Source organism: Fluviicola chungangensis, from assembly GCF_007558725.1.
Taxonomy (GTDB): Bacteria; Bacteroidota; Bacteroidia; order Flavobacteriales_D; family Crocinitomicaceae; genus Fluviicola; species Fluviicola chungangensis.
The window spans coordinates 389,950-411,012 of sequence record NZ_VLPL01000001.1; the positions used below are offsets into that span (position 1 = coordinate 389,950).

Sequence of the window (21,063 nt, forward strand, 5' to 3'; positions counted from 1 at the left end):
GCATGGCAACTACAGCAGATATCCGCAATGGATTGTGTATTAAATTCAATGACAAAATCAGTCAGATTATTGAATTCCAACACGTAAAACCTGGAAAAGGCCCGGCTTTCGTGCGTACTAAAATGCGTATCATCGAAAGTGGAAAGGTGATCGACAATACTTTTTCTGCTGGGCATAAAATTGATATCGTTCGTGTAGAAAACCGTGAATACCAGTACTTGTACCAGGAGGGTGAAGATTTTATCTTTATGAACAACGAAACATTCGAACAAGTTCCGATCCCTGCAAAAATGATCGAAAAACCTGCGTTCTTAATGGAAGGAATGATTTGTAATATCTTATACGATGCAAATGATGAAGTTCCACTAGTAGTTGAATTACCAATGTACTTGATTTCGGAAGTAACTTACACAGAACCGGGAGTTAAAGGAGATACTGCGACAAACTCGATGAAAGCAGCAACCATTGCTACAGGTGCAGAAGTAAAAGTTCCCCTTTTCATTGACATGGGTGAAATCATTAAAGTAGATACACGAACAGGTATATATGTAGAGCGTGTAAAAAACTGATCATAAAAATCATAGATTTTGTAAAAACCATTGGTCAACCGGCTGATGGTTTTTCTTTTAACAGTTCTAACGGGTTCAAAAAAATTAAATACCCAAGAGTTCAGGAACCAAAATTTGAACACTTTAAACCAGTGGACTGGTGAATATTTTGTCAATGGAAAAAATCATTCGTTTAGGAATAAAGGAGATCAATATCCAGTGGATCAACACCAACTTACTAAGTGGCCCCAAACCTGTTTTGGTATTCTTACATGAAGCATTGGGAAGCATCGTTCAGTGGAAAAGTTTTCCTTCCGAAATCTGCACTTCATTCAATGTTGCGGGGATTGTAATTGAACGCAGCGGACATGGAAAGTCTAGCGGTTTAACCGGTGAGCGGGATATTCATTACCTCCATCAGTATGCAGACGAAACCACGGAAGTTCTTCGGGAGATTCTAAATCCGGACCAGAAATACATCATCATTGGGCACAGCGACGGCGGAAGCATCGGATTAATCATTGCTTCACATAAACCAAAGAGCCTTATGGCACTTGTAACCATGGCCGCACATACTTTTGTGGAAGAAGAAACTTTAGCTGGAATCCATCCCGCAATTAATGCATTTGAAGCCGGAAAACTGGCCGGCCTGAACAAAATACACGGAGAGAAAACAAACCTCTTATTTTATGCCTGGGCAAACACCTGGCTCAATCCGGAATTTAAGAACTGGGATATTCGAAGCACAATTCAGGATTTCCGAACTCCTGTTTTAGCTCTGCAGGGAACCAATGATCAATACGGCACAGAAGAACAGGTCAATTCCATTGTTTCTGGTCATGAAAAACGCAAAGGAATCATGATCCCGAATTGCGGACATCATCCACACCTGGAAAAACCCGAAGAAACCATGAAAGCGATTGCCCGATGGATGTGGAATCTGCATCGACTTATCAAATAGCTTGTTCGATCCCTTGAAAGCCAACAAACAGCCCTTCTCTGAACTACTTAATACCTCATTCGTAATTAACTCTGCGTTATTTTTTCAATTATTTCCCTTCTAAACCATCTAAAACCAGTAACTTTGCGCTCGTTTTTATAATTTATACTGAATAGCTAATGAGTAATGCATTGGGGAACCATATTCTTGTTGAGTTTATGGGGTGCGATCCGCACATTATGAATGATGTATCTTCTATCGAACGCGACATGGTCGACGCGGCATTGAAAGCAGGTGCAACTGTGATTAATTCTACATTCCACCATTTTTCTCCCTACGGAGTTTCCGGTGTAGTGGTAATTCAAGAAAGCCATTTGGCAATTCATACATGGCCGGAATACGGTTATGCTGCTGTGGATCTGTTCACTTGCGGGGAAATGGATGCCTGGATTTCATTTGATTACCTGAAGGAGTGTTTTGGTGCCAAGAACTATTCTGCTTTGGAAATGAAGCGTGGAGCAGTTCAGTTATTAACAAGAAATGACTTTGATATTTCTTCGATGCGTCAGAAAGCAAGTGAGTGGTCCAACCCGGAAATGTATACACGCAATGTATGGTTTACCGATAAAGATGACAACCAGGCCTTGTCTTTGCGCTACACAGGAGAAGTATTCTTCGATGTGCAATCCCCGTTCCAGCGTGTACGCATCCTGGAATCTCCGAAATACGGCAAGCTGCTGACTTTGGATGACATGTTCATGACTACGGAAAAAGATGAATTCCATTACCATGAAATGATCTCCCACCCTGCTATGTTTACCCACGGAAATGCAAAAAACATCCTGGTGATCGGTGGTGGTGACGGAGGAACTGTTCGTGAATTCCTTCGCCACGAAGGTGTTGAGAAAGTGACGATGGTAGAGATCGACGGAGAAGTCATTAAAGCATGTAAAGAGCATTTACCTTCGATTGCAGCTTCCTTTGATCATCCGAAATTGAACCTGATCGTAGGCGACGGAATTGCTTTTGCGAAAGAAGCTGCCAATGAATCCTTTGATTTGGTAATCGTTGATGGATCTGATCCGGTCGGACCTGCTGAAGGATTGTTCTCGGTAGAATTCTACAGAAATTGTCACCGTATTTTGAAACCGGGTGGAATCCTGGTCGCTCAGGGTGAATCACCGAAATTTAACGAACAGGCATTTACTGAATTGAATATTACGCTGCAACACATTTTCGGGAAAGAAAATGCACCGGTTTCCTTATTTTTTGTTCCGACGTATCCAACAGGAATGTGGAGTTTCCAATACGGGTTAAAGGGAAGTGCACAACCCAAAGCCATTACAAACGAAGCTGAAATAGAGAACTTTGTGAATGCGAAAGGATTGAAATACTACAATTCCGATATTCACAAAGCAAGTTTTGCTTTACCTAATTTCGTGAAAAGCCTGATTAATGGATAAGTCAAAGAAATTTGATCCAAACGGAGTAGGAATTGCAAACGGGAACATTTTTGGCTTTCCCGTAGAGGAACAACAGGCAGACATTGTAATCATTCCGGTTCCATGGGACGCAACAGCGTCCTACGGAAAAGGAACCAGTGACGGACCGAAAGCAATCCTGGATGCAAGCACCCAACTGGATTTTTATCATCCGCAGTTACCGGAAGCCTGGAATACGCAAGTATTCATGACTCCGATTTCTTCCGAAATGAAGCAAATCAATGATCAGATGTGTATCGACACGGTTCAGTACATTGGTTTCCTGGAAGAAGGTGGCGAACTGGAGGAAAACAGTCCGTTCCACGAAGTACTTGAAAAAGTCAATGCAACCTCAGATCTTTTGCGAACGAATTTAAAAGAACGGGCGACCAAATTGCTTGCTGAAAATAAAATCGTGGCCGTGCTCGGAGGAGAACACAGTACACCTTTAGGTTTAATGGAAGCTTTAAATGATTTGGGGCAACCTTTTGGAATTCTTCAGATTGATGCACATGCAGATTTAAGAGAAGCTTACGAGGGATTTCAGCAATCACACGCAAGTATCATGTATAATGTGCTGCAATCATGTAATAACCTGCAGAAATTGGTACAGGTAGGAATTCGTGATATTGCGCACTCGGAAGTACTTCTTTCCGATTCGGACCCACGTGTAAAAACATTCTACGACTGGGATTTGAAGAAAGGTCAGTTTGAAGGTCAGACCTGGAAAGAACAGGTTTCCATGATCCTGAATGAATTACCCGATCGCGTGTATATTTCATTTGATATCGACGGACTACTCCCTTCCCTTTGCCCGAATACAGGAACCCCGGTAGTCGGCGGATTTGAACTGGAACAAGTTAATTACCTGTTCTTCCAATTGGTTGAATCAGGCAGAAAAATCATTGGGTTCGACCTCAATGAAGTTTCTCCCGGAAACACTGGTGATTGGGACGCGAACGTGGGCGCAAGAGCCCTTTGGAATCTGGTTTGTGCTGCGGAAAAAAGCAGAAAGTTAAACTACTGATATTTCCCTTTAAACAGGGAAGGAAACACCTGAAGAAAAATAGGCTTCAGGTGTTTTTTTATTTATATATTCGTGTCGTATAACGGAAAGAAATGTTGAAAAACAAAGGGCTACTTATATTAATTCTATTTACTGTTCATTTTGCGGTGCTTTCCTCTGCTCAGAACATTACCCTGCAGGGAAGAATTAATACCAAACATTTTTCCATCAATGACTACGGTAGCGCGGGCCAGATCTGGACAGGTTTACAGTCCGCCAACGGAAATGTTCTCTTCGGAAACAGGCAGGATATCTTGTCCTTCAACGGTATCGAATGGTCCAAGATCAAAACAGATTCTGAAAAAACTCAAAAAAACATCCAGGAAAGTTGCACCGAAACCTATGTTTCCAAGTTATACCTGGCTTCCGACGACCGCGTGTATGTTGGACGGGATAATAATTTCGGATACCTGGATTACTCAAGTAAAGGTGAATTAGTCTATTATCCTGTTTTTTACGGCGGACTAAAAAACAATATCGGGCAGGTTTGGAACATCTTTGAATTGGGAGATAATTCCATTCTTTTCGTTGCTGAAAAAGGATTGTATGTGTTCAAAAACGGAAAAGCTGCTGCATTACAGCTTCCTGTTGCTTTCCAGGAATTGGAATGTAAAACATCCTGTCGTGTACTCAATGGTGTATTACTGACATTTCAATCAAAAGCAGAATTCAAATCCCGGAAAGAAAACTACCTCTATTATGACGTGGTGAATTCAAAACTGAAAGAACTTAAACTTCCGCTTTCTGTTCACATCAAAAATATCCGGGGAAGTTTTCAAATTGACAACGTATGGTACATTGTTGATGCCCGAAGTAAAGTCTTCAGTGTCAGCAGCACAGGTGCTAATTCACAACACTGGGATTCTGTTCCCCGATCAAAATTCCCTTGTCTGAGCAAATACTTTGTAAATACTGTTACGAAAGCGGGAAACTACTTGTTGGTCAGTACTGAAAACGACGGGTTGGTAATCGGAGATCTGTCAGGCAAGATCATTCGGGAATATAACCTGGAAGACGACCTGGCAAACCTGACGATCAATCAGTCTTTTTTCGATAATGACTTTAACTTGTGGCTGTGTTTGGGAAATGGAATTCAGTTTATTGAAACCGGCTCACCCCTCTCCTATTTTCACAAGAACGAAGGAGTCACCTCACAGATTGAAACCATTGATTTTAACTCCGGAATTCCACTGATCGGAACCCACAACGGGATCATCTCTCCTCAAAGAAACGAATCCGGGACCAAACTCCTTCCTTTCGGTTCATTGAATGAAATTATTTTTGATATTGAGACGATCAAAACCCGGACAGGAAACAAATCCATGGTCATCGGGTACAATGGAGTATTTGATCTGAATACTACTACTACCAAACATGTTTCGGCATCGTATCAATATGCCATTGCGTTTGAAAAAAATCCGAAAGATCCCAATTCCATTTACCTCACACTGGAAGGAGGATTGGCAAAATTAAACCTGTTGCCAAACGGAAAATGGGAATACGAAGAACTGGTCGGAGATGCCGGAGGAGAAACCGTTAGCCTCGCCTACCTGCACAACAACGTTTTCTTCAGTATCCGTTCAAAAGGAGTCGGAATCTATAATTTGGCTACAAAAAAATTCAAAACCGTAACGATTCCAAGCCTGAGCAAAGAAGATCAAAACAACAATTTCTACGTGGAGGAATTCAAAGGTCAGATTTTTGTCGGGACAGCCAATGGCATGTTTGTTTACAACGAGAAAACCGGTAAAATAGATCCCTTCGAACCGGCAAAAGTGTTTAAAACAAAAAATTACAAGAACACCATTCACCGGATTATCAACGTGAACAACGAACAACTGTGGGTCGTTATATACCAGGATAAAAAAGACGGGAAATTTGAGAATATTTTTGGCTGGTTTGAAAAACGCGGTTCCGAATGGGAATGGACAGCCTGGCCGCTTACGGGTTTAAAGAATGCGGGATTGGTCTTCGCCGTTGAAAAGAATCCGTTGGCAAATGAAGTGTGGATCGGGGCAAACGACGGCCTGTTTATTTTGAACCTCGATGCGATCCGCAAAAATCGCAACCCTTTCAAAGTTCAAATCGATCGCTTTGAAGTCAACGGAAAAAACTTCCTTTACGACGTATCAAAAAGTAAAAAGCCAGAAGGTTTAAACTATTCTCAAAATTCCTTTAAGCTCATTTTTCACGCCAATTCGTTCTCCTGCCTTGGCCCGACAACTTTCAGCTATAAACTCGAAGGATTCAGCGATCAATGGTCGCAATGGTCTCCGCTCAACTTTGCCAATTTCGAAAAGATTCCGGAAGGAACTTATACATTTAAAGTAAAAGCAAAATCAGCTTATGGAATCGAAAGCGAAGTCTTAACTTACGAAGTAATCGTCTTTCCTCCCTGGTACAGAACTGTTTGGGCATACATTTTCTATGTCATCGTTTTGATATTCCTCATTTATGCGGTTGTGCAACTGTCGCTTCAACGGGTGAAAAGCCAAAATCAAAAACTGGAATTGATCGTCCAGGAACGGACAAAAGAGATTGCTGAACAAAACCATCAGTTAGAGATCCAGAAAGAGGAAATTACGACGAAAACAATGGATATCCTGGACAGTATCCATTATGCAAAGCGCATTCAATCGACAATTCTTCCAACTACTTCCCGACTGAATGAATTGTTCAGACAACATTTTGTGTTTTATCGCCCGAAAGACATTGTATCAGGAGATTTTTACTGGGCAAGAGAAGTTCAGGGTAAAGTCATTTTCTCTGCAGTGGATTGTACCGGACACGGAGTTCCGGGTGCACTGGTAAGTATTGTTGGTAACAACGGATTACTTCGTGCGATCAATGAATTTAAGCTCACAGAGCCGAATGACATCCTGAACAAACTCCGCGAAATTGTTATCGATGCATTCCGTGCGGAGGGTCAATCCGATGTAAAAGACGGAATGGACATTGCGCTGTGTTCGATTGATCAGGAAACAGGACTCTTAAAATTCTCCGGAGCCAATAACGAATGTGTCATCATTCGCAACGGGGAGATCATTGAATTAAAACCAAATAAACAGCCGATCGGCCAATTTATCGATGCAAAACCGTTTACTGTTGAGGAATTCCAGTTGGAACACGGAGATTGCGTATACCTGTACACCGATGGATATGTAGACCAATTTGGTGGCGACCGTTTGAAAAAGTTCAAATCCAGACCATTTAAAGCATTACTGGCTACAATTTATCAAATGGACATGAATGAACAATACAAAGAAATACAGCGAACATTTGATGCTTGGAAACACGATGTGGATCAGGTAGATGATGTCTGTGTATTTGCCGTAAAATATATAAAACATTCGCATGAGAGCTAAATGGCCCGCATTGTTGGCATGGGTGTTTCTGGCACTCATGATCTTACTTCTCCTGGGATGGAGTGAATTCTCCTGGAAATTGACAAAAGTACTTCCATTCTTTATCAGTTGCCTGTTTCTGTTCTTTCAGTTTTTGACCGTCAGCAGAATCAGCTCGAAAACCTTTCGCCTGATCAATATCTCCTTACTGACTGTCCAGGTATTGTTTCTGACATCCTTTTTATTCTCTCTTGTGGAAATCAACCAAATCTGGAAATTCAACATGCTGTTCTTACTTGCTGCAACACATGTATATTTACTTGATCTCAATAATCGGTTTATTCAAAAACGCTTGTTTTCCAAATGGCTGCTGCTGGTTTTGCTAGTGATCAGTTTATTTGCGTTCCTGTTTATCGACAAATCACCGTACTTAATGAACATAGGCTTTATCAGTGCCATTATTTCCGGGTTGATCGTATTGATGAATATCTTTTTGTTCAACCCTAAGAGAGAGCAGCTAAACAATTAACACTTGGGAGCCACCTCCCTTAATCCCTTCTCAAGGAGGGAAACCCAAATCAGCTCCTCCCTTGAGGGAGGATAAAGGAGGGTGGCAAAAGAAGAACTCTATTCTCCTTTCACATACGTCCCGATTGCATACAATCGTTTTAACCAGTATTCGGAATCTTCAATATTTGTAATGATCACTCCTTTGCTGGAACTTGCATGAATCATTGTTAGCGGTTCTCCTTTAGCGGAGACAATAATTCCCACATGAGAAATTCCCGAACCGTTATTGAAAAACACCAAATCGCCTTTTTGTGCGTTTTTCTGCTTCACTTTTGCAGATGAATTATACTGATCTTCTGCCCTTCTGTCCAATGTTACTTTGAATTCTTTCATAACATAGCAGGTAAAACCACTACAATCAAATCCATTTGCATCTGCTCCTGCCCATTTGTAAGGAACACCGATGTATTTCTTTGCGTATTTCACAATTTTCTCCCGTTCTTCGGTAGTTGCTGCAGTTTCTTTGATTTCCGGTGCATCCACAGTCGGTGAATGAATTTCTCCCGGAATATCCAGATCAGGGATGCGGTCAAATAATCCGAATAGGATTTGCTGGATCTCGTCGTACTTGGCCTGTTGCCCTTCCGATTTATAAGCCAAAGCCTTTTGTACCAAATCCCGCTTCAATTGAGAAACGTGATTCAAATGCGTATTAAATACTTTGATCCCATCCGGAGAAGCCAAAACCTGGCTGAACAACTCCCTGGCTTCCTGTAAGGCTTTCGGATGAAATTCTGCCCACAATCCTTTATCCGCTAATTGAAAGAGTGCCAGGCTTTTGTAGAATTCAGGCTTAAATGAATAGTCGTAATCAGGCTGGTCCAACAAGCGATTTGCTTTGCGCAAAACCATTTTATAATGCCCCTGATCATATAAGACTTCCAGCTTATCCAAAGCTTTTACTTGCCCGAAAGAAGTAAATGAACCTAAGACGAGGGCGGTCAATAAGATTGCTTTCAACTGTTTCATATCAGAACTATACGTTTTAAAATTACAAAAAGCACTGCTTTATTGGCTGAATAAAAGACCAACATCGGATTGTTGGTAACTCCGGATTCAAATTATCTTTTTTTAACACGATTCACGAACTTCGACTGTATCAGACAAGTTGATTGAACGTTTTATCATTATATTAGTATCCTTAAGAAAATTGTATGAAATACGGTGGTGTTTTGTTGATCCTTGGATTAAGTATCAACTCCTTTATATCTTTCGCTCAAAAAGTTCCGACTGAACCGAAATCTCCTTCAAATGGTCAGCGCTTAGATGAAATTTTCACATATGTAGATAAATTGTATGTTGATCCGGTAAACGATAAAGAGTTGATGGATGCAGCAATAGTAGCTATGCTCGAGAAATTGGATCCGCACACGGTGTATATTCCCAAAGATGAAGTGGATGCAGCCAATGTGGCAATCGACGGAAGTTTTGTTGGAATCGGGGTTCGCTTCCAGATCCTGAAAGACACGCTCATGGTCGTCGAAACCATTGTCGGCGGCCCATCTGAAAAACTGGGAATCCGTGCAGGTGATAAGATCGTTGCCATCGACGGACAAAGTGTCGCAGGTATCGGGTTAAAGAACAACCAGGTACGCGAGAAACTGCTGGGTGAAGCCGGAACGAAAGTGCGCGTTGACATTATGCGAAAAGCACAGAAGAAACTGATCAATTATATCATTACAAGAGATAAAGTCCCTGTAAATTCTGTCGATTGTGCTTACATGGTAAGCCCGAAGATCGGTTATTTAAAACTCACCTCGTTCTCACGCAGTTCTCATGATGAAATCAAAAAGGGACTGGACAAACTGAAAGCACGCGGAATGGAGAGTCTGATCCTTGATTTGCAGGGAAATGGAGGCGGTTTACTGTACGCCGCTCAATTGATCGCTGACGAATTTTTATCCGACAATAAGCTAATCGTTTATTCCGAAGGGCGTGCTCAGCCCCGACAGGATTTAAATGCAGGAAGGAGCGGTTCCTGGGAAAAGGGAAAAGTAATCGTTTTAATCGATGACAACTCGGCCTCTGCTTCCGAAATCCTTTCCGGAGCTATCCAGGATTGGGATCGCGGTTTAATTGTGGGAAGAAGAAGTTATGGAAAAGGATTGGTTCAAAGACCCATTGATCTTTCGGATGGTTCCCAGATGCGTCTGACTATTGCCCGTTACTTCACTCCTTCCGGACGTTTTATTCAGCGTTCGTACGAAAACATTGATGATTATAAAAACGAATACATGCGTCGGTTCATGCATGGCGAATTTTCTCATCTCGATAGCATCAAACTTCCCGATTCATTAAAATTTGAAACACGTGTTACCAAAAGAGCGGTGTACGGCGGAGGTGGTATTATGCCGGACTTCTTTGTTCCGATTGATACTTCCGAAATCACAGATCTGTATCGTAATACCATTCAAAATGGTGCATTCACAAGTTTTCCATTGACTTACGTGGATAAAAACAGAGATGATTTGCACAAAAAATATGAAACGGTAGACCAGTTCATTGCTAATTTTAAGGTCGATAAACAATTGATGGATGAATTCTTTGCGTACGTAAAAAAAGAAAACAAAGATTTTGAGTTTAACGAAGATCAATACAAGATCAGTAAAGACATTATGGAATTGAGATTGAAAGCAACGATTGCCAATGATTTATATGGGATTGAAGCCTTTTACATGATCTACAATAAAAAAAATGAAATTCTTCAAAAAGCAATTCAATTGCTGGAATCAAATGAATACGACAAACAAAAACTGGCATTAAACTAACATGAAAAAAAAGAGTTTCTTTATCGGCCTTTTAATCTTAGGCGGAGCATTAAGCGCTTGTTCGGACACAGAAAAAGTAGACAAATCAGCAGAATTGGTAATGGAGGTCGCGGACGATCCTGAAACGGTCAAAGCAAACGAACAAGCTTTAAAGGAATTAAAAGAGCAGCAACGGATCGAAGCAGCTTCCACCACATCTATGACGATTGACAAAGAAATCCACGATTTCGGGAAAGTGGTTGATGGGGTAGAAAATCATTGTTCATTTACAGTAACGAATACAGGAGACAAACCATTGGTCCTTTCAGATGTAAAAGCCAGCTGCGGATGTACCACTCCGAGTAAGCCGGAAGGACCGATTGCTCCCGGGAAATCCGATAAGATTGAAGTCGGGTTTAAACCGAACGGGAAAGGTGTAAGCGAAAAAACCATTACGATCACTGCAAATACAGATCCGCGGATTACCGTGGTAAAGGTGAAAGCAGACGTACAATAATTGAAATTTATGCAAACATACGTAGGATAGCGATTAATCGCAACCCTACGTGTTTATTATAATAGGTTTTTCAATGAAGCAGATTTCTTTGCATACGATTCAATTGCTGCTTTGGTAGATTCCTTTAATTTACTGTAACCGGAAACGATACTTAAGGCATCTTCTTCAATATTCCCGTCGTATTTCAGTTGTTTCGGTGCATTTTCCTGGATCAGCAACCGCAAAAAACGGTATTCTACATTCCCGTCATTCGATTTGATCTCCGATTCCAATGCTTTCTTTCCCATGTTAAACAAATTCAGCTTCTCCTTCGCCGTTTTTTGGAACTGGGCAGCTTTCATTTGTAAAGCTCCTTTGAATGCTTTCACTTCCGGGGTTTCCTTCATGTTTTGGATCCCATCCAACTGTTTTTGAACGGTTTCTTTCGACTCACTCGCAAGTGCAGCGTATATCGCTTTTCGATCCAATTGAGAATAGGTACTTAAACTCAACGCAGACACTAAAATAAGAAGCAGGTATTTCATTTTTTTACTTTTTTACAAAGATACCGGTTAATTCAAAATGAAAAATTTAAAATTCAGCCGTTGAAAAGACGAACCTGTTTTGTATTTTGCATTCATCGCATTGAATTCCGAATTGCAAATGGTGTTCCAAAAACGGGATGTGGGATTTTTATAAAGCCTTTTCACTGAATTTAAGTAAATTTATACAGGTAAATCATTCAAGATGTTCATAGAAATTAATCCGGACAATATTGACAACCGGCTCATTCAACAAGTGGTCGACGAATTAAAGAAAGGAGGAATCGTTATCATTCCTACAGATGCCGTATATGCCGTTGCCTGTGATGTAATGAATAAAAAAGGCTTGGCAGAGCTTGCAAGGTGGAAAGATGTGAAGCTTTCAAAGGCACATTTTTCCATTATCTGTTCGGATCTGAGCCAGGTGTCGGAATATGTGAAACAGCTGGACCGAAATACCTTTCGTTTATTGAAACATTATTTGCCGGGACCTTACACCTTTATTTTGGACGCTACTAATGAAGTTTCCAAATTATTTGATTCCAGCAAAAAGGAAATTGGGATCCGTATTCCCGATAATAAAATTGTTCAAGCTATTGTGGAACGACTGGGAAATCCAATGGCCGTTACTTCTCTTCACGATTCAGAGGATGAGATCCTGGATTACTTTGTGGATCCTGCTTCGATTTACGAACGATACGATGATCAGGTGGCCATGATTATAGATGGCGGACCGGGAAAACTGGATGCATCCACTATTGTGGACTGCACCAATGGAAATACGGAAATTATACGCCAGGGAGTTGGGCAGATCTACTTATGATTGTCATTATTGATTGCGGAAGTTCAAAAACATCACTCATTGAATCCATTGTTTATGAATTTATGGATACACGGGTTATTCCTCTTTTTGAATTCCAAAGAGAACAACATTCCGATGCACTTGGTTTTGTGATTTCGGGTGCTCCGATCCTGATTACTGAAGTCGATACAGAACCCTATCTGAAACAATTTGAATGGCTGAAAACAGAAACGCTGCCGGTTTTAGGAATTTGCTTCGGACACCAGATGCTGGGATTAACTTTCGGTGCACTTTCAAACAGGCAGCGAGAAGACCGTGATTGGCAGATCATTGAAGTTATTGCAGCATGTCCGCTGTTTGATAAACTTCCAGTTGAGATCGAATTAATGGAAGATCATTGTGAAGCAATCAGCATCCCGAAAGATTTTATCCATGTAGCCGTTTCTGATGCTACGGTCAATGAAGGAATGATGCACCACACGCTTCCACTCTACGGAGTTCAGTTTCACCCGGAAGTTTCCGGCAATCACGGCGCTGTTATTCTTGAAAACTTTGTTCATATTTGTGAAACGCATTCGAAATAAGCGTGCAATAATTTCCGATTTTTGATTTATGGTATTGAACAGAGTTTGGATTGGAATGTTCGTAATTGCGATCATCATGGGTTTCTCGAAACTCATTTTCTGGCATGACACCTGGATCCTGAAACACATGATGGATGATTTATTCAATGCCGCTAAGGCCGCATTTGAATTGATCCTTGGAATGACCGGAATTCTTTGCCTTTGGATGGGAATCATGAAAATCGGGGAAGACAGTGGTGCTGTAAGTGTGATGTCAAAGCTTGTTAATCCACTTTTTTCCAAACTTTTCCCGGAAATTCCTAAGAATCATCCGGCAATGGGAAGTATTATGCTCAACTTTTCTGCAAATATGCTCGGATTAGACAATGCTGCTACTCCGGCCGGATTGAGAGCCATGCAACAACTGCAGGATATTAATCCCGAAAAGGACAAAGCATCGAACGCACAGATCATGTTTTTGGTTCTGAATGCTTCGGGACTGACGATTATTCCTGTTTCTATCATTGCTGCCCGTGCAGGAGCAGGCTCTCACAATCCTACATCCATTTTTATTCCCATTTTACTGACAACTTATTTTGCAACATTGGGAGGATTGCTTTTTGTTGCCATCAGACAGAAAATCAATATACTGAACACAACCGTCCTGGCCTATATAGGCGGACTAACTTCACTCATCGTATTGCTGTTGTGGTACTTGAATACACATCCCGATCAGGTTAACTTCATTTCCAGGATATTGAGCAATACCATCATGTTCGCTTTCATAACCTTCTTCATTGTCATGGCAATAAAAAGCAAGATCGCAGCATTCGAGTCCTTTGTAGAAGGTGCAAAAGGCGGTTTCCAGGTTGCTCTGAATATCCTTCCCTTTCTTGTTGCCATGCTGTGCGCTATTAGTTTATTCAAGTCATGCGGGGCACTTTCCGACCTGATGAATGCTATCAAGTGGCTGGTAATTGAAATGGGAGTAAAATCAACTGAATTCATCGATGCACTTCCAGTAATATTGATGAAACCATTCTCAGGCTCGGGAGCAAGAGGATTAATGGTAGAAAATATGCACCAGTTCGGTCCCGATTCATTCGTCAGTAACTTATCTGCCACTTTCCAGGGAAGTACGGAGACCACATTCTATGTTTTATCCGTATATTTTGGGTCAGTAGGAATCAAAAAAACACGCTATGCGGCTACGGCAGGATTATTTTGCGATTTGGTCGGGGCAATAGCAGCAGTTTTAATTGCCTATTTATTCTTCTCGTAATATGAATTGGTTTAAGCGCATATTTGGAAAAGAGCCTTTGGAAGAAAAGAAAAAGGTGGAAGTGAAAAAAGCAAACATTGATTTTGCGGAGTTCAATTATCCGACAAAGATTATCCTTGCCTGGATCAAAGCTCTGGAGGGTCACAAAGACTTGGAAAAATTCCTGTACGATAACGGTTATGAAGAAATCTTTTTTTTGAACCAGGCCATTAACCTGAAGCAGGAAGCACGGGATTGGCTGCTGGCAAACGGGTATCCGCATCTCATGGCATTCGTGAATGCTGCTGAGGGAAATGAAAGTGCACAACATTGGCTTCAGGTACATGGTTTCGAATTCCTGTACCATGCTGCGATGGCAGTGGACGGTGAAGAAGCCAGTTTTAAATGGCTCAACCTTCATACGGACGAGTTTATTTTCGGGCTGATCAAAACTATTAAAAACGTAAAAGACAAGATCGAATTCAATCACAACGATATGTATTCTTTCGGAAAAGATCTCTAATATGATTCACATTCGCTTAGCCGAAAAAAAAGACGTTCCTTCCATATGGGAAGTTGCTGAAAAAACCTGGCCCGTTTCTTACAAGCATGTTATTTCTCCGGGACAAATCCGATATATGCTTGATCTCATGTATAATCCGGAAAAGATTGAAGCAGCAATCAACGATCCATCCCAGGCTTTCTGGCTCGCCGAAGAAAACGGGAAAGTCCTTGGATTTTGCGGAATTGAACACAACTATCCTGAAACCGGGATTACACGTATTCATAAACTATATATTCTTCCCGAAACGCAAGGTTCCGGAATTGGTAAAACCCTGGTTGATCACGTGGCAAAAGAAGCCCGGAAATGCGGCTGCACAAAACTTCACCTCAATGTTAATAAACGGAATACAGCAGTCGGGTTTTATCAAAAAAACGGTTTTCTTACTGATCGCGAAGAAGTTCTTGATATCGGTAACGGATATGTGATGGATGATTTTGTGATGGTAAAAGAATTGAATGGATTTTTGTAACTTGGTTAAAAATCCGATCATGATGAACCTTTTAACTTCAGGAATTATCCTAATCCTTGTTCTGGGAGGCTGCGCAGGAAACAGCGTGATGAAAAAGAACCGTCACCTGGAATTCGATTGTGACAAGGATTTTAAAGTCGTTTTTACAGAAAGTATTACGATTTCCGGCACTGATAGCACCGACAAAATCACTGTTAAAGTAAAAAGTCCCAAACTAAACGGAGCGTACGATATGAAACAGGTTCGTGCTGCAAGCGGCGTGAAATACGCGTCCAAAGACGGGAAATACATTTTCTGGGAACACCAGGGCGAATTCAAATTCGGAACGGAAGATTCAACGTATTGTTTGTGTGATTAAAAAGGGGACAGAAAATCGGTAAATCTATTTACTTTTCTTTCTGAATATTAGTTTTAAGGATAGAAAACTCAATAGTGCTGCGAAAAAAAAGATCGAAATAAAACTATATGGAAACCTTGGGACAAGCATATATGATGGCAACAAAGGATTCGAATTTGAATAATCCACCCCCGTTTGCAGAATCAATTCAAGTCCTAAAACAAGAAAAAACACAAACAAAATCACTTCAGAAAGAAGTAACAATAAATAACTTCTAACCTTCACAAAACTTGTTTTTTTCGTCCAAACGTGATAAGCCATATAGGGAATAAGTGAAATTGTTACCGCATTAATTAACGAATGAGTTCGAATAACTGCTACCAATTTATGTCTAAACTCATAATACTTTCCAATTATGGCATGAATTTGAAAGCAGTACAGTAAACTGATAATCAAGAACAAAAGTGTTGAAACAATCATTATTACCTTCACTAATCGATTGGATGGCTTGACTTTTTTTATTGAATGAAAATCATCAATTAATTTCTCGCTCATTTTACCAATTCGGATGAAACTCAATCGCAGTTGCTCCTTTTCCATATTCATGAAAATCAGCATCATACACTTCTATTTGGTCCTGCTGCGCCAAATATGTGCGGATCTCGTTTTTGAGCACCCCTTCTCCTACTCCGTGGATCACTACTAATTTGTGGACCGATTGGTTTTTTGCTTTTTTGAATGTCGCACGGAACTCTGCCATTTGTTTAAGCAGTATTTCGGTATTGGACATACCTTGAGTAGATTCGAGGATTTCTTCGATGTGCAGGTCAATTTCCCAAATGGTCCTGGGCTTTTTCACTCCTGTTCGTTCCTCAATTACTCTAAAGGTAGTTTCTGGCTCCAAATCTTCTTTGGAAATCGTTATTTCATCGTCTGCATATTTTTCAGAATGAATAAAAACCAACTCATTCAATGGAAACCACCGATCAAACCCGGAATCATCGGTAACCTGTGCCCGGTTCTTTTCCAAACTCAAAATAATCCCGTCCCCCTTTTCATATAAAAAAGAAACTTTCTGCCCGATCTTAAACATATACTCCCTTAAAAACTCCCTGACTCCACATCAGGTAAATGGGTCCAAAAATAGCCAAAATCCAGGCAATGATTACGATTACTTTCATGAAATCATTGACATCCTGGACCATTGGCGGAACCAACATGTTCTTTACTTCATTGGCAACAACCGTTTTTGTCTCTTCCCCTTCCATATTCTCTACAAAGCGGCGAAGACCTGGTGTATTTTCCAATACATGGTTTTTTACAAAATGATATGAACGATCGGAAAGATTGTCGTAGGTCGAATTGAAATTCACATCGTCTTCTTTTAGTCCTTTATGAATCAGGTAACGCCGGTGTAAGCTCCTTACCTGGAACCCCATTAAAAACCCGAATACCAGGATGATATAGAATTCGAAGAAATAACCAATCGCAATTAAAGCCAGAGAGGAAATGAAGGAAAAAATCACCTGGAATAATTCGATCCGTTCGAAGAATAAAATACTGAGCATCCGTCCCCCATCCAGCGGAAGAATCGGAAGCAGGTTTAAAATATTCACAGCAAAAAGGATCATGGCGGATTCAACCATCCAGTGAATTTCATATTGAAAACCGAGCAACCAAAGCGCAATACCTACAATTATTCCCGGAAGCGGTCCCGCAAGTACGACCATCAGACTTTCCCTTTGACGATACGATTCTTTATGTCCGTGAACAAAAGCTCCCATCAACGGTAGGAACAACATCCGGACATTTTCATATCCATAAATTTTCATGAATAAATAATGCCCTCCTTCGTGAAGAATTAATACTGCAACCAACTCTATTAAAAAGACAAACTGATTGTCAAAAAACACCAGGAAGCTTAGAATAAAAAGCATTAAAGAAAATACGGTTACGGCAATATGACCTGGCCTGGCAGGCTCCTTTTCCAAAAAAGGTTTTGGCGGATAAAGAGAATTAAAGTCATTGTCCATAATGATACTAAGATACAAAATAACTTTCTCAGAATCAATTATCGGACCATGAAATTAACGGGTCTTTTTTCCAAACAATTATTTTTTTATCATCCCCGTAACTTGCGAATGTGCATTCATCAATCCGCACTATTCCATTGACGGAACGATTGTGTCCACCATGTTTGAACTCTATACGTTGTTCCACTTTTGAAAAATCAGAATTCCACACTTTGATCGTTTTGTCCAAAGAAGCGGTTATGAATTGATCCCCCATCCGGATCAGTCCGTAAATGGTCTGATAATGAGCTGGAATGCGTTTCAGTACTTCATACCTTGAATTACTGATCACAAGGTGGGCATCTTTTCCACCGGTAATGATCTCATTCTTCGAAAGGTTGATAAGAAGTACATTGCTTCCCAATTCATTTGGCTCCCAAGATGCCAGTTCATTCCAGTTTTCGCAGGAAAAAACCAGGACACCGATCAATTGGGTACTGACAAAACAACGATCTCCCGATATCGTGATCGCTCTGATCTTTCCCGCAGCCAAGGGGAGGTGTAACACCCTTTTTCCGGTTTGCAATTCCAGCACCGCTAAATTCCCTTCGGAATCACCTGCAAGAAGCCAGTTGCGTTCAGTATCGATCTGCAATGAAAACCAGGCATTTCCAAAGAAATTGTGTTCCCAAAGAATTTGTTTGCTTTCGGTATCGATTCCCAATAATGTTCCGTCCGTACATCCGATAAAACAAAATCGATTTCCGGCTTTCAAAGTATATGCCGCATGTTCTAGTTTTACCGTAAAGGAGGAGTCCTGCAGACCGTTTTCCAGGTCCCAGCGTGTAACATATTTATCGCCTGAAGAAGTATATAGCCATTTTCCATCCCAGGAAGCCGAATAGATCGGTCCGGCATGTCCATTCAATACTACTTTGGCCTGAAACATTATGCTTCTTCTTCCTCTTCAGGTTCGTCCGAATCTACTTGTTTCAATCGTTGTGCATAATCTTCGGGAAGGAACTCAAAGAAAGTGTCTCCTCTTAATCCCAAACGCAGGCATTCCAAAGGGATTACCTCATTCGGTGCGATATTTCCGAGATTGACATTTGCTCCGAATAACTTAATGAACCAAACCTGCTGGTTTTTTTGAGGTGCTTCCCACAGAATATCTTCCGGTTTCACTTTTGAAATGATCTTATTGATCAACATGGTATGTGCTGTTCCGTTCGGACGAAAAACACCCACATTTCCTGCTTCACGACCTTCGGCAATAACTTTCCAAGATCCGGCTTCCAATTCGGAGCTCATCATTTTAATCCACCTCCCCGGACTGATCAAAATTCCCGAATCCTTCGATCCTACTTCGGAAAGCACCGTTCTTGTTTTTGCCAAACGCTGAATCAACTCCAGCTTTTCATTGTGATTGATAATAATCGATCCATCCGAAATTTCTGCCAAATCCAAATCGTACTTGTCCAATAAGCGTAAGTAGTCTTCAAAACGTCCGCGTGCATGAAAGGCTTCAAAAAGTGTTCCCCCGAAATAGGGTCTCAAGCCTGCAGAACGATACAATTTGAGCTTTTCTTCCAGGTCATTTGTAACAAATGCGGTTCCAAAACCAAACTTTACAATATCTGTTAAGTGACCGTTTGCCTGAATAAAGTTTTCGACTTCATTCAAACTTAAGCCTTTGTCCATCATCATTGTAATCCCGTTTTTACGCGGTTGTTTTGTACGTTCCGGAATATGTGGTAAACTAAAATTCATTTTTTATAAATTGGGTACTATCGACACATGTCAAACTAAATGCTCTAAGAGCGTGTCAAATTTACTAATTCCTGAACATCTGCCAATTCAGGATAGCGAATAAAAACGTCTTTTGTTTTTTCGGGATCTTTGTTGAATGACTCAACTAACACTAACTTAGCACCTTCCTTGTTTCCTGCAACCCAATTCAGGTATATAATCGGAAGAACAGAGAAGAACAACTGGTGTTTTAAGATATAATTCTCAACAAATGTTCTTGCTTCTCCCACGCGGTGTTCGAGCAAAAAATCGACGTAATCAAAAAAGCAGTCTTCATTTCCAGGATCCAGGGTTAAACAAGCCAGATAAGCTTCTTCCGCTTCCTGCAAAAGTTCTGCATTTTCAAGTGCTCCTGCATAGACGTGATAATACCCGTCCATATTTGGCTCCAACTCCAATGCTCTTTCAATGTAATGAAGACTTTCTTTTGGCTGTCCCTGTAGATCCTTCACAATTCCCAATCCCAGCCAGGCTTCTGCCAAAGTTGGAGACATCGACAATGCTTTCTGGTAAAAGTCCCAGGCAAGGCTCAGATTATTCAATTGCTCGTTTGCTTCTCCCAGATAACAATATGTTAATGGATCGTCACCATCAATTTCAATGCACCGCTCAAAGGACTCAATAGACTCTTTGTATTGTTCAACGGTCAGTTGCGCATTTCCCATATTGAAATATGCCGGGGAAAAACGGTCGTTGATTGCTACACAATATTCATAAGCCGTAATCGCATCGTTGAATTTTTCTTCTTTTGAATAAGTGTTTCCCAGGTTATACCAGGCCGTAAATGAATATGGATTGTCATCTAAAAACCGTCTGTATGTTTGAATTGCACGGGCATTATTTCCCAGCTGATCAAAGCAAAAAGCCAATTCGTAGAGTGCCCCTTCGTTTTTAGGATTTGAGCGCATGGCCTCTTCCAAAACTTCAACAGCACCTTTAAAATCTTTTAATTGCTCCAATTCAGTCGCCAAATCCAGGAAAATTTCGTCTTTTTCCTCCCTGTCGGCCAATTCAAGTGCACGACGAAAGAAATTCACCGCCCGTTTACTATCTCTCAACTGACTGAAAATAGTCGCTTTTGTGAGGTAAAGCTCCATTGATTCAGAGTCGATTTGTTCAGCAACATCCAATAATTCCAGGGCTTCTTTCAATTTTCCCAAACCGGACATTGCCTGAGCTCTTCGAATTTGAAATAAGGTATTAAACGGATATTGCTGTATCCCGATCTCAGCAGCTAATTCTCCTTTGGAATAATTGCCATTCATCAGGTAATGATCGATGATCGCTTCTAAACGATCACTATCAAAAAAACCTACCGAATTGTTCTCCAATTGTGACTCAAAGCGAGCCAAATCATCGTTCAGGTGGTTTTCAAAATTGTCGTTATCGTCTTCCCAGTCAAACATACGCTATCGTTGTGTTTCCATAAAATTAGCGAAAATTGGAGGTGACTTGAAAAGTTTTAGGAAAGTTTATGAACAGGTTATTAAACAATTTCACCGGCTCCATTA

At 40.8% G+C, this 21,063-nt stretch carries 21 protein-coding genes; 14 read left to right on the forward strand and 7 right to left on the reverse strand.

What is annotated here, in order from left to right; genetic code table 11:
- Window positions 1-2 precede the first annotated feature (2 nt).
- The 6 genes from efp (at window position 3) to FO442_RS01865 (ending at window position 7,908) form a co-directional block, all read left to right on the forward strand.
- Complete coding sequence (efp, locus tag FO442_RS01840; protein ID WP_144331431.1) at window positions 3-569, forward strand: elongation factor P; 567 nt, start codon at window positions 3-5, stop codon at window positions 567-569.
- A gap of 154 nt (window positions 570-723) precedes the next feature.
- Window positions 724-1,509, forward strand: a complete 786-nt coding sequence (locus FO442_RS01845; RefSeq protein ID WP_144331432.1) for an alpha/beta fold hydrolase — start codon at window positions 724-726, stop codon at window positions 1,507-1,509.
- Between the two features lie 158 nt (window positions 1,510-1,667).
- Window positions 1,668-2,951 carry a polyamine aminopropyltransferase gene (gene speE, locus FO442_RS01850; protein WP_144331433.1) on the forward strand — a complete coding sequence of 428 codons (1,284 nt, stop codon included), beginning with the start codon at window positions 1,668-1,670 and terminating at the stop codon, window positions 2,949-2,951.
- The gene (locus FO442_RS01855) at window positions 2,944-3,996 is read left to right on the forward strand and encodes an agmatinase family protein (protein WP_144331434.1); all 1,053 of its coding nucleotides are present in this window, start codon (window positions 2,944-2,946) and stop codon (window positions 3,994-3,996) included. The genes speE and FO442_RS01855 overlap by 8 nt, the downstream gene beginning before the upstream one ends.
- 92 nt (window positions 3,997-4,088) lie before the next feature.
- Entirely contained in the window at window positions 4,089-7,400 is a 3,312-nt protein-coding gene (locus FO442_RS01860; protein ID WP_144331435.1) for a SpoIIE family protein phosphatase, read from the forward strand.
- A complete protein-coding gene (locus FO442_RS01865; RefSeq protein ID WP_144331436.1) occupies window positions 7,390-7,908 on the forward strand; it encodes a hypothetical protein in 519 nt (172 codons plus the stop codon). Before FO442_RS01860 ends, FO442_RS01865 begins: the two co-directional genes overlap by 11 nt.
- A 98-nt stretch (window positions 7,909-8,006) precedes the next feature.
- Here the strand turns inward: FO442_RS01865 and FO442_RS01870 are convergent, their stop codons facing one another.
- Window positions 8,007-8,918, reverse strand: a complete 912-nt coding sequence (locus FO442_RS01870) for a C40 family peptidase (RefSeq protein ID WP_144331437.1) — start codon at window positions 8,916-8,918, stop codon at window positions 8,007-8,009.
- 185 nt (window positions 8,919-9,103) lie between these two features.
- Between FO442_RS01870 and FO442_RS01875 the strand changes: the two genes are divergently transcribed.
- Window positions 9,104-10,717 (forward strand): S41 family peptidase, encoded by a 1,614-nt coding sequence (locus tag FO442_RS01875; RefSeq protein ID WP_144331438.1) that lies wholly within the window; start codon window positions 9,104-9,106, stop codon window positions 10,715-10,717.
- A gap of 1 nt (window position 10,718) precedes the next feature.
- Window positions 10,719-11,213, forward strand: a complete 495-nt coding sequence (locus tag FO442_RS01880) for a DUF1573 domain-containing protein (protein ID WP_246073802.1) — start codon at window positions 10,719-10,721, stop codon at window positions 11,211-11,213.
- 56 nt (window positions 11,214-11,269) lie between these two features.
- Here FO442_RS01880 and FO442_RS01885 read toward each other — a convergent pair whose 3' ends face one another.
- Window positions 11,270-11,737 (reverse strand): hypothetical protein, encoded by a 468-nt coding sequence (locus FO442_RS01885; protein WP_144331439.1) that lies wholly within the window; start codon window positions 11,735-11,737, stop codon window positions 11,270-11,272.
- Between the two features lie 202 nt (window positions 11,738-11,939).
- Between FO442_RS01885 and FO442_RS01890 the strand changes: the two genes are divergently transcribed.
- The 6 genes from FO442_RS01890 to FO442_RS01915 are packed head-to-tail and all read left to right on the forward strand — an operon-like array spanning window position 11,940 to window position 15,752.
- Window positions 11,940-12,557 (forward strand): L-threonylcarbamoyladenylate synthase, encoded by a 618-nt coding sequence (locus tag FO442_RS01890; protein WP_144331440.1) that lies wholly within the window; start codon window positions 11,940-11,942, stop codon window positions 12,555-12,557.
- Window positions 12,554-13,120, forward strand: a complete 567-nt coding sequence (locus FO442_RS01895; RefSeq protein ID WP_144331441.1) for a glutamine amidotransferase-related protein — start codon at window positions 12,554-12,556, stop codon at window positions 13,118-13,120. The genes FO442_RS01890 and FO442_RS01895 overlap by 4 nt, the downstream gene beginning before the upstream one ends.
- 28 nt (window positions 13,121-13,148) lie before the next feature.
- The gene (locus FO442_RS01900) at window positions 13,149-14,381 is read left to right on the forward strand and encodes a nucleoside recognition domain-containing protein (RefSeq protein ID WP_144331442.1); all 1,233 of its coding nucleotides are present in this window, start codon (window positions 13,149-13,151) and stop codon (window positions 14,379-14,381) included.
- A gap of 1 nt (window position 14,382) precedes the next feature.
- Entirely contained in the window at window positions 14,383-14,883 is a 501-nt protein-coding gene (locus tag FO442_RS01905) for a hypothetical protein (RefSeq protein ID WP_144331443.1), read from the forward strand.
- 1 nt (window position 14,884) lies between these two features.
- Window positions 14,885-15,394: a GNAT family N-acetyltransferase gene (locus FO442_RS01910; protein ID WP_144331444.1), complete on the forward strand. Its 510-nt coding sequence runs from the start codon at window positions 14,885-14,887 to the stop codon at window positions 15,392-15,394.
- Between the two features lie 19 nt (window positions 15,395-15,413).
- Entirely contained in the window at window positions 15,414-15,752 is a 339-nt protein-coding gene (locus tag FO442_RS01915) for an MliC family protein (RefSeq protein ID WP_186279832.1), read from the forward strand.
- 535 nt (window positions 15,753-16,287) lie between these two features.
- Here FO442_RS01915 and FO442_RS01920 read toward each other — a convergent pair.
- The 5 genes from FO442_RS01920 to FO442_RS01940 form a co-directional block, all read right to left on the reverse strand.
- Window positions 16,288-16,824: a Smr/MutS family protein gene (locus FO442_RS01920; protein ID WP_144331446.1), complete on the reverse strand. Its 537-nt coding sequence runs from the start codon at window positions 16,822-16,824 to the stop codon at window positions 16,288-16,290.
- Window positions 16,817-17,668: a site-2 protease family protein gene (locus tag FO442_RS01925; protein WP_144331447.1), complete on the reverse strand. Its 852-nt coding sequence runs from the start codon at window positions 17,666-17,668 to the stop codon at window positions 16,817-16,819. Before FO442_RS01925 ends, FO442_RS01920 begins: the two co-directional genes overlap by 8 nt.
- Before the next feature lie 130 nt (window positions 17,669-17,798).
- A complete protein-coding gene (locus tag FO442_RS01930) occupies window positions 17,799-18,692 on the reverse strand; it encodes an outer membrane protein assembly factor BamB family protein (RefSeq protein ID WP_144331448.1) in 894 nt (297 codons plus the stop codon).
- Complete coding sequence (locus tag FO442_RS01935) at window positions 18,692-19,513, reverse strand: phosphosulfolactate synthase (protein ID WP_144331449.1); 822 nt, start codon at window positions 19,511-19,513, stop codon at window positions 18,692-18,694. Before FO442_RS01935 ends, FO442_RS01930 begins: the two co-directional genes overlap by 1 nt.
- A 44-nt stretch (window positions 19,514-19,557) precedes the next feature.
- On the reverse strand, window positions 19,558-20,958 hold the full coding sequence (locus FO442_RS01940; protein ID WP_144331450.1) for a tetratricopeptide repeat protein: 1,401 nt from the start codon (window positions 20,956-20,958) through the stop codon (window positions 19,558-19,560).
- Between the last annotated feature and the right edge of the window lie 105 nt (window positions 20,959-21,063).